This window comes from Gordonia sp. 852002-51296_SCH5728562-b (assembly GCF_001665475.1).
GTDB classification, from domain to species: domain Bacteria; phylum Actinomycetota; class Actinomycetes; order Mycobacteriales; family Mycobacteriaceae; genus Gordonia; species Gordonia sputi.
Map to the genome: position 1 here is coordinate 1 of NZ_LZMI01000007.1, position 13,957 is coordinate 13,957.

Here is a 13,957-nt window from a genome sequence, read left to right on the forward strand (position 1 = left end):
ATCTCAGCCAGAGAGACAAAAACCTGACCAAACAAAAACTAGCAACACCCAGACCCAAAGACCTGAGCGTCACAAAATAAATCATCACATAATCCAAAAACTTGGACACACGATGCCAAAATATGGCATCAAACAATTCATCACACACTATCGAGTTCTCAAAGAACGCACACCTGCTGACGCTACCCCTGAAAAGGGCTTGACCAGCAAGCTTGTTCCGTTTGGAGGATGTTAACCCCGTTTCCGGAGCAACTCTTCCAGCCTACCAGACGCTCTCGACGATCCGCAACTCCGTGTTGTTTCTCGTTTGGGAGTCATCTGGTTCCCGTGATCTCGTTGCGGGCGCACGAGGCACCCGGTGTGATTTCTCGGGGGTTGGTCTGCGCTGAACCCGGTTTCCCTTCCCCGTGACTTTCCCTCTCAGGAGGCCGTCCGGGGCGGCGCCGTGGCGCGCTGACTCGAAGAAAGTTACGCAATGCGTCGGCGAGGGTCAAATCGCCTGGTCAGCACGTGCGCCCACGCACGTTTCCGCAGGTCACGAGCGGTCAGGCCGCGCCCCGCAGCGTCGAATTCACGCCTGAGCCCCCAAAATCGGTGAATGTGATCTGCGTCATTCTGCGCTGGCCAGCTGTCTTTCGGCGTCCCAGTGGACCTTGCGCGAGGCGTCTACCAGCGAGTTCATCGACACGCATCCGAGTCGGAAACCCATACTTTCGGTCAGTGACCTCGCCTGACAGGTCAGTTACGCGTGCGCGGGTCGGCTCCTACCGTTCGAGGTATGACCATGGCCCCAGAGATCAGGAGCGCAGACACCAGGAGCGCGGGCACACCTACGACCAGCACCATCACTGTGCGTCGGGCCGAGCCGGCTACCGGGGTTCTCGCTGCCGAGGGCTTCCGACGATGCGGTTCGCTGTGGTGGCGTCGGACTACTGCGCAGGACGGAACCACGTTGGTCGACATCCGCCATCCGTTCACCAGCGATCTGATCTCCGACGATGTCATGGTGACGGCCCTGATCTGCCTCGTCGAAGACGGCGCGCTCGCCGGCCAGTGGGAGTTCGAGGAGGCCGCGGTCGGACTGATTCGGTCGTCTGCCGCCTCCGACGGCGTCGCGTGGGCGTCGTTCTATGACAACTCGCTGCGAGATCTCGTCACCGGTATCGCCTCCTTCAGCGCCGTCCATCGTCGAGCTCGCAGCCTGGTGTCGGGTTCGACCGTGCTCGAGGTCGGCTGCTGCTTCGGGTTCCTCGCACTGCAGTGCGCCGAAAGTGGACTCGAGGTCAGCGCGTGCGACATCTCGTCTGGTGCGATCAACCTCCTGCGGGCGGCCGCCACGCGACGTCGAACCGTTGTCGACGCGATTGTTGCGAACGCGACCGATCTCCCCTTCGCCGACGATTCGGTCGACACCGTCACCCTCATTCACCTGCTCGAACATTTGTCACGTGACGAAAGACAGCGAGCGCTTGCAGAAGCTCTGCGGGTCGCCCGTAGACGCGTGATTGTCGCCGTCCCCTACGAAGACGAGCCGAGTCCACACTTCGGGCACCTCAGCTGCCTGCGTGAATGCGACCTCGTCGACTGGGCGGGACACGTCGATCATGCGGGCGCGGAGATACTCGACGACCACGGCGGGTGGTTGATCCTCACACCTCGAGCCAGCTAGAGCCGACAGCGCCATTAGCGGCTAGAGCCGACAGCGCCATTAGCGGGCGGACGCCGACTCAGGCCCCAACTCAAATGAGGCCCCGCTTGCTGGCGATGTAGACCGCGTCGGTGCGTTTGGTGACCCCGAGTTTGCGAATGATGTTGCGAATGTGGAACTTCACCGTCGATTCCGAGATGAACAGCGTCTCGCCGATCCGCTTGTTGCTCAGTCCGTCCGCCAGTAGCCGGAGCACCTCGCGCTCGCGCTCGGTCAGTGCCTCGGGACTCTCTCCGCCGCCCGATACCGTCCGCAGCACGATTGCCGCGCTTCGCGGATCGAATGCGCTGCCACCACCCGAAACGGCCTGGATCGCCCGCACGAGTTCGGTCGTATCGACATCCTTGACCACGTATCCACGTGCCCCGGCCTTCACCGCACGCACGACGAGGTCGTCATCGAGGAACGTGGTGAGCACCAGACTGGCCACATCACTGTGCCGCTGCGCGATCTCGGTGATGAGTCGCAGCCCCTCGTACTCGGTGCCTGCCGTCAGCTTGAGATCGACGACAACCACATCCGGGCGGCACCGTGCGACTTCTGCGAGCGCGTGGTCGAACGAACCAGCTTCTCCGACAACGGATATCGTGTCCTCACGCTCAAGCAGTGAGCGTATGCCCGCCCGTAGCAGCGCATGGTCGTCGACCAGCATGGCCCGAATCGAGCCGGTACTGACCTCGGTGGAATTCATCGCACAACCTCCTCGTGTCGAGACCCTGACCCGCTCCGCGTGTGACCCGTCGACGCCGACGCGACGTCGGGCAATGTGGCTGCAATGCGTATCCCACCGAGTCGCGAACGACGGACACGGACCTCGCCACCCAACTGATCCGCACGCGCGGCCATGTTGGCCAGCCCTCGGTGCCTGCCGGCGAGGTCGCCGAGCATCGCCGCGCGCATCACTCGCCGAAGATGCCCTGGGTCTCCCCCGCCGTCGTCGTCGACAGCCAGGCCGACGTGGTCGTCGGCGTAGGTGAGGACCACGCGCGCAGTCTGTGCCCCGGCGTGCACCGCGGTGTTGAACAGCGCCTCGCCCGCGATCCGCAGTACGGCGTGTTGCACGTCATCTGGGACATCACGCGGGCGTCCGACGACGCGGACGTCGGTGTCGAGATCGGCGGGCATGTGCATCGAACACAGTTCGTCGAGCACCTCGCCGAGACTCAGCCCCTCGACCGACGGCGACTGATTGAGCGCGTAGATGACCGACCGCAACTGTTCGACGGCATCGCGCGTCAATTTCCCCGCGACCTCGAGGCGCGCGGCCGTAGCGGCGTCGGACTCGATCCGACACACCTCGATCTGAACGCCTGCCGACAGCACCGACTGCGTGACGGAGTCGTGGAGTTCGCGGGCGATGCGCTCGCGTTCCTCGGTGACCAGACGCTGGCGCATCACGGCGGACAATTCTCGTTGTGTCCGTTGAAGTTCCGCGTTTCGGACGGCGAGGTCAGTCGCCTGCTCACGCGCCTTGGCGTAGGCATCCTCGGCACGCGCGAGCTGATGCCGGCTCTCCTCGAGTAGCGAGGCATTCAGGAGGGCGACCATCGCCTGTCTGGCGAGAATGCGCATCACGACGAGGTCGGCGGAGTCGACGACATGATGATCCGGGGTCCATGCCGAGAGTCCACCGACGACGCGGCCGTCGAGGTGCACAGGGACGTGCAGGTGATGGTCCGCGACAACCGGTCGGCTCAGTTCACTCATCTGACTGCGCAGGATGTCGTTGAGCCTGTTGAGCACCTCATCGGGAAGGTGACTCGGAGTGCGCGCGGCCTGCACACCTTCGAAGGCGTAGATGGTTCCGTCACCGCTCATCATCAGATGCCGCGGCCCGGTGCGGTCGAGTTCACCGTCGCTGAGCGCGAAAACCACCCAGTCGGCGTCGAGGTGCTCGCGCACCGCGCGAACCACCGAGAGAACAAGGTTCTCGGGCCCTTCGGCGGTTTGGACGAGTGCTCGCGAGATGCGGTCGAGCGCGCCGACGACGCGGGCGAGACGTTGCTCGACACCTCGAAACTGCGCGTAGTGCGAGCCCTTGACCGAATGCAAACCGACCAACGAGTCCAACTCCGGCCCGTAGTGATCGGATCCGTACTGATCGGGTTGAGCACCCTGGCCGATCACAGCGCCTCGCGATAGATGCGCGCGACATCGTCGGCAGTCGGTTTGCGGGGGTTGGTCGTCATACATGCGTCGAGCAGCGCGTTGGTGGTCAATACGCCGACATGCTCCTCGCGCACGCCGAGCGATCTGAGATCGGCGGGTAGCCCGACTCTGCGAGACAACGCCGCGACCTCGTCGGCAAGTCGTTCGGCGACGGCGTGGGGCGTTCCACCCCGGACACCCACCGCGTCAGCGAGTTCGACGTAGGGCATCGGATCGGCTGCCGCGTTAAACCGAATGACATGCGGCAAGAGCACCGCGTTGATCGCGCCGTGCGCGGCGTCTACCAGGCCTCCGACTGGGTGGCTCATCGCGTGGGTAGCCCCGAGAATCGCGTTGGTGAAGGCCATGCCGGCTTCGAGCGCCGCGTAGGCCATGTCGGTGCCGCTGTCGGGATCCGACGGGTCATCGACGAACCTCTCGATGCTGTCCCACGCGGTGCTGATCGAACTGAGCGCTGCGCGGTCGCTGAGCCGATTGTGCGCGAGCGACGCGTACGCCTCGAGGCAGTGTGTGATGGCGTCCATCCCCGACTGCGCGGCCACGTCGACGGGAAGTGACGAGAGAGTACGCGGATCGACCACCGAGACGTCCGGCACCAATCCCCGACCGATGATGGTCACCTTGGTCATTCGGTCAACATCGTTGACGATGCAGAACTGCGAGACGTCCGAGCCGCTTCCGGCCGTCGTCGGTGCCGCGATCAGCGGGGGCAACGGTCGTCGGGCGCGATCGATGCCTTCGTACTCGAGAATGTGGCCGCCGTTGGCGGCGAGTATCGCGATCCCTTTCGCCGCGTCGATCACCGACCCGCCGCCCAGGGCAACAATGCCGTCGGCGCCACTCTCCTCGTATCGGGTGAAGCCCTCAACGATCTCGGGTGCCCGCGGGTTCGGCGAGACATCGGTGAACGACGAGACCGACAAACGCTCGGCGTGGAGCACCTGTGCCAACTGCGGATACCACTGGGTCGCGACCAGTCCCCGATCGGAGACGATCAATAGGCGGCGCATCCCGAGTCCTGCCGCGGCGCGTGGGACCTCGGCAAGTGAACCCCGACCGATGATGATCTCCGGCGTATGAAACTTGGCGATGTGTACACCGCCACCACGTACTGCCCGCAGCTCGCGATTCGCCCTCAGCGCGACGGTGTCGACGACATCAGTCCCCACGCAAGTCACCTGCCCATCGCACCGATCACCTTCGGCGTGAATCCTACGCGCGATGTCATCGCTCACGCGCCCGAAGCCGCAACCGAGACCTGCTCCAATTCGGCAAGATCATGCACGACGTTCACGCGATCACAGAAGGACGCATATGCGGGGAGGTCGCACGAGCCCAGACCCCACGAATAGGTCGGCTCCGGCGTCAGCCATATGGTCTCGCGCGCGCGCCGCGTAATCTCTTCGAACGCAGCGAGGTTGGGATCCCTGCCGTTGTTGCGGCCGTCGCCGAGCACGATGACCGTCGTGCGCCTCGTGATGGCTCCGCCATATTCGTCGAGGAAGGTCTGCAGCGCGTTGCCGTAGTCGGAGTCGGCATCGACATCGAGAACCCCACCAGCCGGTAGCCCGGACACGACGAGCGACAGTGCCTCCTCGGCCGGGTGCTCAGCGAACAGATCGCTGATCTCGACGAGGTCGGATACGAAGGCGAACGATCTGACGTGCGCGACCATGCTCTGCAGTCCATGTACGAGTTGCAAGGTGAACCTCGTTGTCGCCCGCACCGACAGCGAGACGTCAGCAAGGATCAGAAGACTCGGCCGGTCCTCGACCTTCGCGACTGTGATCGGGCGGAAAGGAACGCCGTCGAATCGGAGGTTCGCCCGCATCGTGCGCGCCGCATCGACGGTGCCTCGCGAGGCCACCTTGCGACGCGACCGTGGAGCTCCGTGCAGGCTGCGGATCAACCGTCGAACCGAGTCTTCGAGGCTGGCACGCTCTTGTTCGCCGATGACGTCGCGCACGCTCGCCTTGATCTCGCGGTCCTCGAGCTCGTGGTCGGTGGCCATCAGCTGCTCGAGGTGGTCACGCAGTTTCTCCGGCAACCCGTCGAGCATTCCAGCCAATGCGCTACGCAGCGCCGCGAGTTCTTCGGGATCGGGTTGCGCTCCGTCGAGTCCATCGGTGTCATCGATCCAATCGAGTAGAGCCATCTCCTGCGCAACGGACAACTCGGCGTCGAGTTGTGTCGTGTTGCCGCTCACCAACTCTCCCGGCCTGCCTGGGTTGTGCAGTCGAGACACATTGAGCTGAACCCGCGCAGCCTGCTCGGAGTTGGGAACCGAATCGGCCGACAGGACGATCTCGTCGGTCAACGAGGCCATGTCGAGTTTGTTGGACTCCTGGTGGAGGTTGTATTGCTCTGCGAGGTCTTCCGGATCGAAGTACTGCCGGATATTCGACGGCGGACCGTGGCTGTGCCCCTGCGCGGGGGTCTTGCTGACCTCGTCCGACAGCGTGTACTCGTCGAGCTCGCCCTCATCGGACAGGTCGTCGTGGCTGTGCGAGTGCCCTTGATCCCCATCGTTGTCCACAACCGGGCGCAGCGCGAAGAACCTGTCGAAGACCCGGCCGAATGTCTCCTCATCTCGACGATCCTTGATCAGACATGCCTGCAACGCCGAGCGAAGCAGTTCCCGATCGGCGAGGATCTCAGCCGTCGCCACGGCGGCCATCGCGTCCATCGCCTCCGACACACCGATGCGTACGCCGTGCAACCGCAGCAGCCGAATGAAGCGGTGTACAGCCCCTTCCATGAGCGCGCGCCCCCGCTAGACCGGCCGCTTGCGCGCGCCGCGAGCGTTGAACGACCTGCTGCCCTGCGAGGCGCTGATTGCCCTGGTTCCGGCGTCGCTCTTGGCCCCTGGCGATCCGTAGTACTCGTCGCTGTGGCGGCCGGGCTCGTCCTTGGCCGCGCGCCGTGCCTTGCCGGAGTGGTCCGCCGAACCCTTGTCGTCGTGTGAATGATCGTGGTCGCCGTGGTCGTGATCATGCGAGTGCCCCGGACCGTGCGAATGTCCGTGTCCATGACCGTGCGAGTGAAGGTGATCGGGCACCTGAGCATTCGGATCGACAAGGCGCGGCAGTGCATCGAGCGCACGGGTGAGATCCCTGTCGTATTTCACGACTACATTGGCCGTCTGCGACAAAACATCCGCGCTCAGCTCGTCTGCGCCGAGGACGGCGAGGGTGCGCGCCCAGTCGATGGTCTCGGAGATACTCGGGGCTTTTCGTAGGTCGAGATCGCGCAGACCACGGACGATCTCGACGAGCTTGGAGGCGAGGACGTCAGCGAGCCCGGTGTCCTTGGACCTGATGATGTCGAGTTCGCGTGCGGCATCGGGGTAGTCGAGCGAAAGGTGCAGGCAGCGACGTTTCAGAGCTGCGGACAGATCGCGTGTGTTGTTGGAGGTCAAGATGATCATCGGTTGGTGGTTGGCGACGAATGTGCCGATTTCTGGCACCGACACCTGATACTCGGCGAGAAGCTCGAGGAGCACAGCCTCGAGCGCCTCGTCGGCGCGGTCGACCTCGTCGATCAGCAGCACGACGGGCTTCTCGGATCGCACCGCCTCCAGCAGCGGGCGGGGGGCGAGGAATCGCTCGGAGAAGAAGACGCTTTCCTCGGCGCCGATCCGGTCGACGGCCTCCGACAACGACGCGGCGTCGGCGACCACCTGACTGATCTTCTCCCGCAGCACCTGCGTGTAGAGCAGTTGCTTGCCGTAGTCCCACTCGTAGAGCGCTGTGGTCTCGTCCTGGCCCTCGTAACACTGCAGCCGCAACAGTTCTCGTCCTGTGACGTCCGCGAGAGTCTTGGCGAGCTGCGTCTTCCCCACTCCCGCAGGCCCTTCGAGCAGCACGGGTTTGCCCAGTCTGCTCTGCAGGAAAACCGTCGTCGCCAGGCGTTGGTCGGCAAGGTAGCCCGCGTCAGCGAATCGGTTCACTACATCGTCGACGTCGGCGAAGTAAGAGGGGTCAGCGGTGCTGTCGGCTCCGGCTGCGGTGGTGTCATCGGGCGCGGCGGTCTGCACTGACATCGGCGTCTCCTGTGCTGTGCGGATCTCAAGTCGATCGGGGTGTGCGGTGTGGGGCGGGAAGGTTGGATCCGGATGACGGATTCCGTTTTGGGGTACCGGAATCCGTCATCCGGGGCCGTGCCCGCACGGCATGACCGTGCGGAGGACTCGTGACCTACGGCAGCAGTTCGTCGAGGTCGCCGTTGACGCAATGCTCAACGACAGGACGAACCGTCTCGAAGGTGCATTCCTTGGGGTTGCCAGGCGTGCATGCGTCACCGAGGACGTGGTTGGTCAGCGCGTCGATGGTCGCGGCATCGGTGGTGATGTCAGGACGACCCTGGTAGAACTTGGTCGGCCCCTGGCCGAGGCGGTTCTTGGGGTAGGTGTCCTGCTTGACGTCGGCGAACTTCTCGACGATGCCCACGTCACGGAGCAGGCGAATCGCGGCGCCGAGAGCGGCATCGGCAGCCTGCACCTTGGTCATGCCGTGGGTATCGACACCCATCGCCTCAGCCATGTCGGCGTAGCGCTCGTACATCGCCGGCATGTTGAACGCCCAGACGCGGGGCAGGGCGATGGCGTTGTTCAGACCGTGGTGGGTGTCGAAGAAGGCCGACACCGCGTGACTGATCGAGTGGATGATGCCGAGGCCGCCGGAATTGAACGCCTGTGCAGCGATGTACTGCGCGTACATCATTCCCTCGCGACCCTTGAGGTCAACACCGTTCCACGTGGCCTCGCGCAGGTTCTCGGCCGTCATCTTCACCGCGTAGAGGGCGTTGCCCATCGACGGCGGGAAGTTGAGCCGCGAGACGTACGGCTCGGAAGCGTGTGCGAGCACGTCGAAACCACACTGTGCGGTGAAGGCGACCGGGCAATCGTAGTAGAGGACCGGATCGTCGATGGCTAGTGTCGTGACAGCCGCGTCATCGAACGCAACGTACTTATGCGGCTTGTCGGGATCTGTCGTGGTGTCGGTGATGACGTATGCCCACGAAGTCTCCGAACCCGTTCCGGCAGTCGTGGATACGGCGATGTGCGGCGGATTCTTGGGATTCTCGCTCTTGTTGAAACCCTCGAACTCGTTGACATTTCGTCCATCATGGGCGACGGAGATACGGGCACCCTTACAGGCATCGTGCGCGGAGCCGCCACCGATCGAGATGAACGAATCGCACTGCTCGGAGTTGTAGAGCGACACCGCGTCCATGACGTTGTAGTCCTTGGGGTTGGACTCGACCTTGTCGTAGAGCACGACCTCGAGTCCGTGGTACTTGCACGACTCGACGATCTTGTGGACCGTGTCGCTGCCACGCAGGCCGGTCGTCATGATGAGCGTCTTCTTGAAGCCGAGCTTGAGCGCCTCCGGCCCGATCATCTCGTGCGCGCCGGGGCCCATCATGGCGCGCGGAAACGGATGAAATTCCTTGATGGGGAACGGCTTGAGTAGTTCGTCTACCTGCATTTCTGACCTGACCTTCTCGATGCTGCCGACACACGTGGCGTCGGGAGTGGGTGAGCGATCGAGACGTTACGCGCGTCACACCCGGCCTCAGAAGTGCTTTGCGACCGAACCGTCCGATACTGCCGCCAGTACTGACCCCCGGCCGGGTCGGCACCTGACCTTCCGGACAGGTACCCACCTCAGCGTTGACCGGCCCTCGCGCGCCGCAACGTCTCCGCGTCGAAACCCCACGGCAGTTCGAGCCGATGCGCGGCCAACAGTGTGGTGTCGGCAAGGATCGCGTCGACGGAATCGTCGGCGACGACGCGCCCGTCGTCGACGATCACCGCTCGGTCGCACAACTGTGCCGCATACGGCAGGTCGTGGGTGACGACGAGCATCGTCGTGTCGAGCGTGAGCAGGGTGTCCGCGAGTTCACGCCGTGCCACCGGGTCGAGGTTCGCCGAGGGCTCGTCGAGCACCAAGATGTCTGGGCGACAAGCCAATACGGTCGCGAGGGCGCCTCGTCGACGCTGTCCGCCCGACAGGTGGTGGGGACTGGCGTCCGCGTGCCGCGTCATCGACACCGCCTCGAGCGCCTCGGCAACCCGCCGCGCGAGTTCGGGTCCTTCGACGCCGAAGTTCGCGGGACCGAAGGCGACGTCCTCGGCGAGCGTCGGCATGAACAGTTGATCGTCGGGGTCCTGGAACACCAGACCGACGCGCCGTCGCACCTCGCGCAGCGTCGACTTCCCCACCGGTGAGCCATAGATCGACACCGAACCCGACGTCGGCAGGAGCACGCCGTTGAGCGCAAGCATCAGGGTGGTCTTTCCCGCTCCGTTGGGGCCGAGAACTGCCACCCGCTCGCCCTCGGCGACCGACAGGTCGATGCCGTCGAGCGCGAGATGTCCATCGGGATAAGCGAATCGGAGGGCGCGGATGTCGATCGCGTTCATGCCAGACTCCACGCTGTGGCCGCCACCACGACGGCTGCTACCGCGGGAAGCAACACCAGCGTCCACTGCGCAGACGTCGCGCGCGGCGACGTCGCCACGCCGGGCATGTCGGGGATCGCTCCGGTGAACCCCCTCGACATCATCGCGAGGTGTACTCGCTCGCCACGTTCGTAGGAGCGCAGAAATACCGATCCGATGCTCACGGCAACAGCCTTGGCCTGATGCAGTGCGCGCGGAGAATCACCTCGGGCGGTGCGCGCGATCTGCATGCGCTTGACCTCCGCGGACAGCAGATCCACGTACCGCAGCATCATGACGAAGATCGGCGTGATCGTGCGCGGAACCCCGAGCCTGCTCAGCGCGACGGGCAGCTCGCGAGCAGGGGTCGTCGCAGCGAAGGTCAACGACGCCGCGACACCGAGCGTGCCCTTGACGACGATTCCCCAAGCCGCGTAAAGCCCTGCCACGGAAAGGGATACGCCGACGACATCGACGCGACGCCCACCTTCGGCGAACGGCAGAAGCACGGCGAGGACGACAAACGGAACCTCGATCAGCATCCGTGGAAGGATCCACCGGATCGGAACGCGGGCGAGCTGCCACACGACGAGCACGATGGCCGCGAAGCCCAGATAGGGCCAGAACATTTCGCGCGGCGTCGCGACCACGGCGAACACGAACACCACGAGGCAGACCAGTTTGACTTCGGTCGGCGCGCGGTGCACACGCGAGGTGACGTCGCGGTAGAGCGGATGTGCGTGCCCGGCGCCCATCGTCAGTCGTTTGCCTGCGCTGGCGCGACGCTCGTTCGACGGGCGCGGGCGATCAGCCAGAACGCGCCGACCGCCACCGCGAGAGTGACGAGCACCCCGATGATCCCGGCGATGCCGTTGGTGTACTGAGCACCCTTCACCGCATATTCGGCGAGCGGCGACGTCGACATCGCGTGATCGGTGGCGTGCTGTGCGATGCAGGTCCCCTTCAGCTCCTCGACGCCGTTGACCGTGACGGTCTGACAACCCTGCAGAGTGGCCGAATCGAGACCGTCTGGCGAGCTGCTCGCAAAGTAGGACAGCAGTCCCGCGATCAGCAGCGCAACCACGGCGAACAGGATGAGGAAGTGTCGACGCCGCACTCGTGGCGGGCGCGACTCTGACGCGGCGATACTCATGCCGCCACCTCGATTCGCTCGGAGGCATCGCGTTCGCGCCGCAGCAGGTAGACGAGGTCGGGACGCGCTTTGGCGACGGCGACGACAGTCACCGCGGTGATCAGCCCCTCACCGATTCCGATCAGGATATGGGTGCCCCACATGTAGCCCGCGACAGTCGTCAGGGACGTCATCGCGGCACCGCCGATCGCGTACTCGATGACGAATCCTGTTGCAGCGGAGACGGTTCCACACAACGCCGCAATGAACGCGATCGCGCCGAGCCGCGACACCCCGTGGCGTCGGAAACGCAGGAGTCGCGACAACCCGACTGCGACGCCGTACCCGACGAACGTCGAGATCAGGGCCATGTTGGTGATGTTGGCTCCGAGCGCGGTGACGCCGCCGTCGGCGAACAGCAGACACTGCACCACGAGGACGATCGCGATGCACAGTGCACCGGTGTACGGCCCGACCAGAATGGCAGCGAGCGTGCCACCCAGCAGGTGCCCGCTGACGCCGGGCAGGATAGGGAAATTGATCATCTGGACGGCGAAGATGAACGCGGCGACGAGTCCGGCCATCGGTACGGCCTTCTCGTCCAGATCGGTCCGTGCGCGCCACGCACAGAATGCGAGTCCCGCGGCGGCGACGACACCAAACAGAATCGACGTCTGCGCATTGATGATTCCGTCGCTCATGTGCATGGCGACGACGGTGGTGGACATTGAGCGGTGTCCCTTCAACGGGTGAACACGAGTGTGCCGTCAGACCCGTTGGCGTGCAGTCCGAACGAACACGATGCGTCAGACGTTAGGTCCGGCACCGACATCTGTCCACTTATTCAGATGTTGAAGCGGGCAGACTATCCGAACGGTCAGGTGTGACACTGGCCACACGACGCTCCTCGACGACCGACCTGCCTGTTGCCTAGGAGGGCGGGTTGTGGCCAGCACCGATCCAGTGCAGAAGATCGTGGACCGTCTCGTCGTCGAGCCGATAGCTCACCGATCGTCCGACGCGTGTCGACGTGACCCAGCCCTGATGGCGCAGCACGCGCAGCGCCTGCGAGACCGCCGTCTCGGTGCGCCCGACCTCGGTGGCGATGTCGCCGACGATGATGCCCGGATGCCGGTGCAGCAGCAGCAGGATCTCCAGTCGGTGCGGGTCCGACAACAGGTCGAACCTGGTGGACCACTCCGCGATGTCGACGCCGCGAGCGTGCTCAGTGTCGGCCATGTACTTACCCGGTGACGCGTTCGATCTCGCCGCCGAGGCTCCGCAGATTCTCGACGAAGTGCGGATACCCCCGGTCGATGTGCTCGACGTCGTGCACCTCGGTCACCCCGTCTGCGACCAGGCCGGCGAGGACGAGACCTGCACCCGCGCGAATATCCGAACACCACACGGGCGCGCTGGAGAGCCTCTCGATGCCACGAATGACCGCGTGATGGCCGTCCGTACGTGCATCCGCACCGAGGCGAACCATCTCCTCGACGAAGCGGAATCGCGCCTCGAAGACGTTCTCGGTGATCACCGACATCCCCTCGGCGATCGACGCCCAGCCGATCGCCATCGGCTGCAGGTCCGTCGGGAAGCCGGGGAACGGCAGCGTCGAGACGTTGACGGCGGTTGGCCTCCGGTCATGGCTGACACGGAACCCATTCGGATGCGTCTCGACGCGGGCCCCGGTGTCGACGAGCTTGTTCAACACCAGCTGCAGGTGGTGGGGATTGACGCCGTTGACCGTGACGTCGCCGCGGGTCATCACCGCGGCGATACCCCACGTCGCGCCGACGATCCTGTCGCCGACCACCCGGTGGGTGGTGGGATGCAGCCGCTCGACGCCGGTGACCGTCAACGTCGACGTCCCCGCGCCCTCGATCCGCGCACCCATCTGTTGCAGCATCACGCACAGATCGACGATCTCGGGCTCACGGGCAGCATTGTCGATGACCGTCTCACCCTCGGCGAGCACCGCGGCCATCAGGATGTTCTCCGTGGCGCCGACCGAAGGGAATTCGAGTGCGATCGGGGCGCCGACGAGCGCGTCGGCCTCGGCGACCACACAGCCGTGTTCAATCGAGCTGTGCGCGCCCAGCGCGCGCAACCCCGCCTGATGCATGTCGAGTGGTCGGGAACCGATCGCATCGCCACCGGGGAGAGCGACGACGGCGCGTCGACACCGAGCCATCAACGGTCCCAGCACGCACACCGACGCACGGAACTGCTTCACCGCGTCGAAGTCTGCGTGGTACTTGGGTTCTGCGGGCGCTTCGATCGTGACCGTCTCACCGTCGATCTCAACGACAGCACCAAGACCGCGCAGAACGTCGGCCATGAGCGGGACGTCGGCGATCTCGGGCGAATTGGTCAACGTGGTCGTGCCCTCGGCGAGCAACGACGCAGCCATCAGCTTGAGGACACTGTTCTTGGCCCCACCGACCGACACCTCGCCATGCAGGCGTGCTCCCCCGGACACCAGAAACCGATCACTCACGTG

At 64.6% G+C, this 13,957-nt stretch carries 14 protein-coding genes; 2 read left to right on the forward strand and 12 right to left on the reverse strand.

Annotated features, from left to right (window positions below; genetic code table 11):
• Both A5766_RS24820 and mftM read left to right on the forward strand, forming a co-directional pair.
• Positions 1-235 (forward strand): hypothetical protein (locus A5766_RS24820; RefSeq protein ID WP_231894507.1); only part of this gene is annotated, 235 nt, incomplete at its 5' end.
• Positions 236-778: 543 nt separating this feature from the next.
• Positions 779-1,669 carry a mycofactocin oligosaccharide methyltransferase MftM gene (mftM, locus tag A5766_RS00910; protein ID WP_231894508.1) on the forward strand — a complete coding sequence of 297 codons (891 nt, stop codon included), beginning with the start codon at positions 779-781 and terminating at the stop codon, positions 1,667-1,669.
• Positions 1,670-1,739: 70 nt separating this feature from the next.
• Here the strand turns inward: mftM and A5766_RS00915 are convergent, their stop codons facing one another.
• From A5766_RS00915 to murA, 12 genes are all read right to left on the reverse strand, one after another.
• Positions 1,740-2,399 carry a MadR family response regulator transcription factor gene (locus A5766_RS00915; protein ID WP_005205696.1) on the reverse strand — a complete coding sequence of 220 codons (660 nt, stop codon included), beginning with the start codon at positions 2,397-2,399 and terminating at the stop codon, positions 1,740-1,742.
• Complete coding sequence (locus tag A5766_RS00920; protein ID WP_005205697.1) at positions 2,396-3,835, reverse strand: MadS family sensor histidine kinase; 1,440 nt, start codon at positions 3,833-3,835, stop codon at positions 2,396-2,398. Before A5766_RS00920 ends, A5766_RS00915 begins: the two co-directional genes overlap by 4 nt.
• Complete coding sequence (locus A5766_RS00925) at positions 3,832-5,016, reverse strand: iron-containing alcohol dehydrogenase (RefSeq protein WP_082965411.1); 1,185 nt, start codon at positions 5,014-5,016, stop codon at positions 3,832-3,834. Before A5766_RS00925 ends, A5766_RS00920 begins: the two co-directional genes overlap by 4 nt.
• 92 nt (positions 5,017-5,108) lie before the next feature.
• On the reverse strand, positions 5,109-6,635 hold the full coding sequence (locus A5766_RS00930) for a VWA domain-containing protein (protein WP_005205703.1): 1,527 nt from the start codon (positions 6,633-6,635) through the stop codon (positions 5,109-5,111).
• A gap of 15 nt (positions 6,636-6,650) precedes the next feature.
• A complete protein-coding gene (locus tag A5766_RS00935) occupies positions 6,651-7,919 on the reverse strand; it encodes an AAA family ATPase (RefSeq protein WP_005205705.1) in 1,269 nt (422 codons plus the stop codon).
• Between the two features lie 154 nt (positions 7,920-8,073).
• Positions 8,074-9,366 carry an NDMA-dependent methanol dehydrogenase gene (gene mdo, locus A5766_RS00940; protein WP_005205706.1) on the reverse strand — a complete coding sequence of 431 codons (1,293 nt, stop codon included), beginning with the start codon at positions 9,364-9,366 and terminating at the stop codon, positions 8,074-8,076.
• 179 nt (positions 9,367-9,545) lie between these two features.
• Positions 9,546-10,304, reverse strand: a complete 759-nt coding sequence (locus A5766_RS00945) for an energy-coupling factor ABC transporter ATP-binding protein (protein ID WP_005205707.1) — start codon at positions 10,302-10,304, stop codon at positions 9,546-9,548.
• On the reverse strand, positions 10,301-11,077 hold the full coding sequence (cbiQ, locus tag A5766_RS00950; RefSeq protein ID WP_005205708.1) for a cobalt ECF transporter T component CbiQ: 777 nt from the start codon (positions 11,075-11,077) through the stop codon (positions 10,301-10,303). Before cbiQ ends, A5766_RS00945 begins: the two co-directional genes overlap by 4 nt.
• A gap of 2 nt (positions 11,078-11,079) precedes the next feature.
• The gene (locus A5766_RS00955) at positions 11,080-11,475 is read right to left on the reverse strand and encodes a PDGLE domain-containing protein (RefSeq protein ID WP_005205710.1); all 396 of its coding nucleotides are present in this window, start codon (positions 11,473-11,475) and stop codon (positions 11,080-11,082) included.
• Positions 11,472-12,182, reverse strand: coding sequence for an energy-coupling factor ABC transporter permease (locus A5766_RS00960; protein WP_005205712.1), 711 nt, complete (start codon positions 12,180-12,182; stop codon positions 11,472-11,474). The genes A5766_RS00955 and A5766_RS00960 overlap by 4 nt, the downstream gene beginning before the upstream one ends.
• A 202-nt stretch (positions 12,183-12,384) precedes the next feature.
• Positions 12,385-12,693 carry an ArsR/SmtB family transcription factor gene (locus tag A5766_RS00965; protein ID WP_005205714.1) on the reverse strand — a complete coding sequence of 103 codons (309 nt, stop codon included), beginning with the start codon at positions 12,691-12,693 and terminating at the stop codon, positions 12,385-12,387.
• A 4-nt stretch (positions 12,694-12,697) separates the two neighbouring features.
• A complete protein-coding gene (gene murA, locus A5766_RS00970; protein ID WP_039855512.1) occupies positions 12,698-13,954 on the reverse strand; it encodes a UDP-N-acetylglucosamine 1-carboxyvinyltransferase in 1,257 nt (418 codons plus the stop codon).
• Positions 13,955-13,957: the final 3 nt, after the last annotated feature.

Coding starts and splice junctions, on each gene's coding strand:
- A5766_RS00935 (WP_005205705.1), bottom strand. CDS start 7,919: ATGTCAGTGCAGACCGCCGCGCCCGATGACACCACCGCAGCCGGAGCC.
- mftM (WP_231894508.1), top strand. CDS start 779: ATGACCATGGCCCCAGAGATCAGGAGCGCAGACACCAGGAGCGCGGGC.
- A5766_RS00915 (WP_005205696.1), bottom strand. CDS start 2,399: ATGAATTCCACCGAGGTCAGTACCGGCTCGATTCGGGCCATGCTGGTC.
- A5766_RS00930 (WP_005205703.1), bottom strand. CDS start 6,635: ATGGAAGGGGCTGTACACCGCTTCATTCGGCTGCTGCGGTTGCACGGC.
- A5766_RS00965 (WP_005205714.1), bottom strand. CDS start 12,693: ATGGCCGACACTGAGCACGCTCGCGGCGTCGACATCGCGGAGTGGTCC.
- mdo (WP_005205706.1), bottom strand. CDS start 9,366: ATGCAGGTAGACGAACTACTCAAGCCGTTCCCCATCAAGGAATTTCAT.
- A5766_RS00955 (WP_005205710.1), bottom strand. CDS start 11,475: ATGAGTATCGCCGCGTCAGAGTCGCGCCCGCCACGAGTGCGGCGTCGA.
- A5766_RS00960 (WP_005205712.1), bottom strand. CDS start 12,182: ATGTCCACCACCGTCGTCGCCATGCACATGAGCGACGGAATCATCAAT.
- cbiQ (WP_005205708.1), bottom strand. CDS start 11,077: ATGGGCGCCGGGCACGCACATCCGCTCTACCGCGACGTCACCTCGCGT.
- A5766_RS00945 (WP_005205707.1), bottom strand. CDS start 10,304: ATGAACGCGATCGACATCCGCGCCCTCCGATTCGCTTATCCCGATGGA.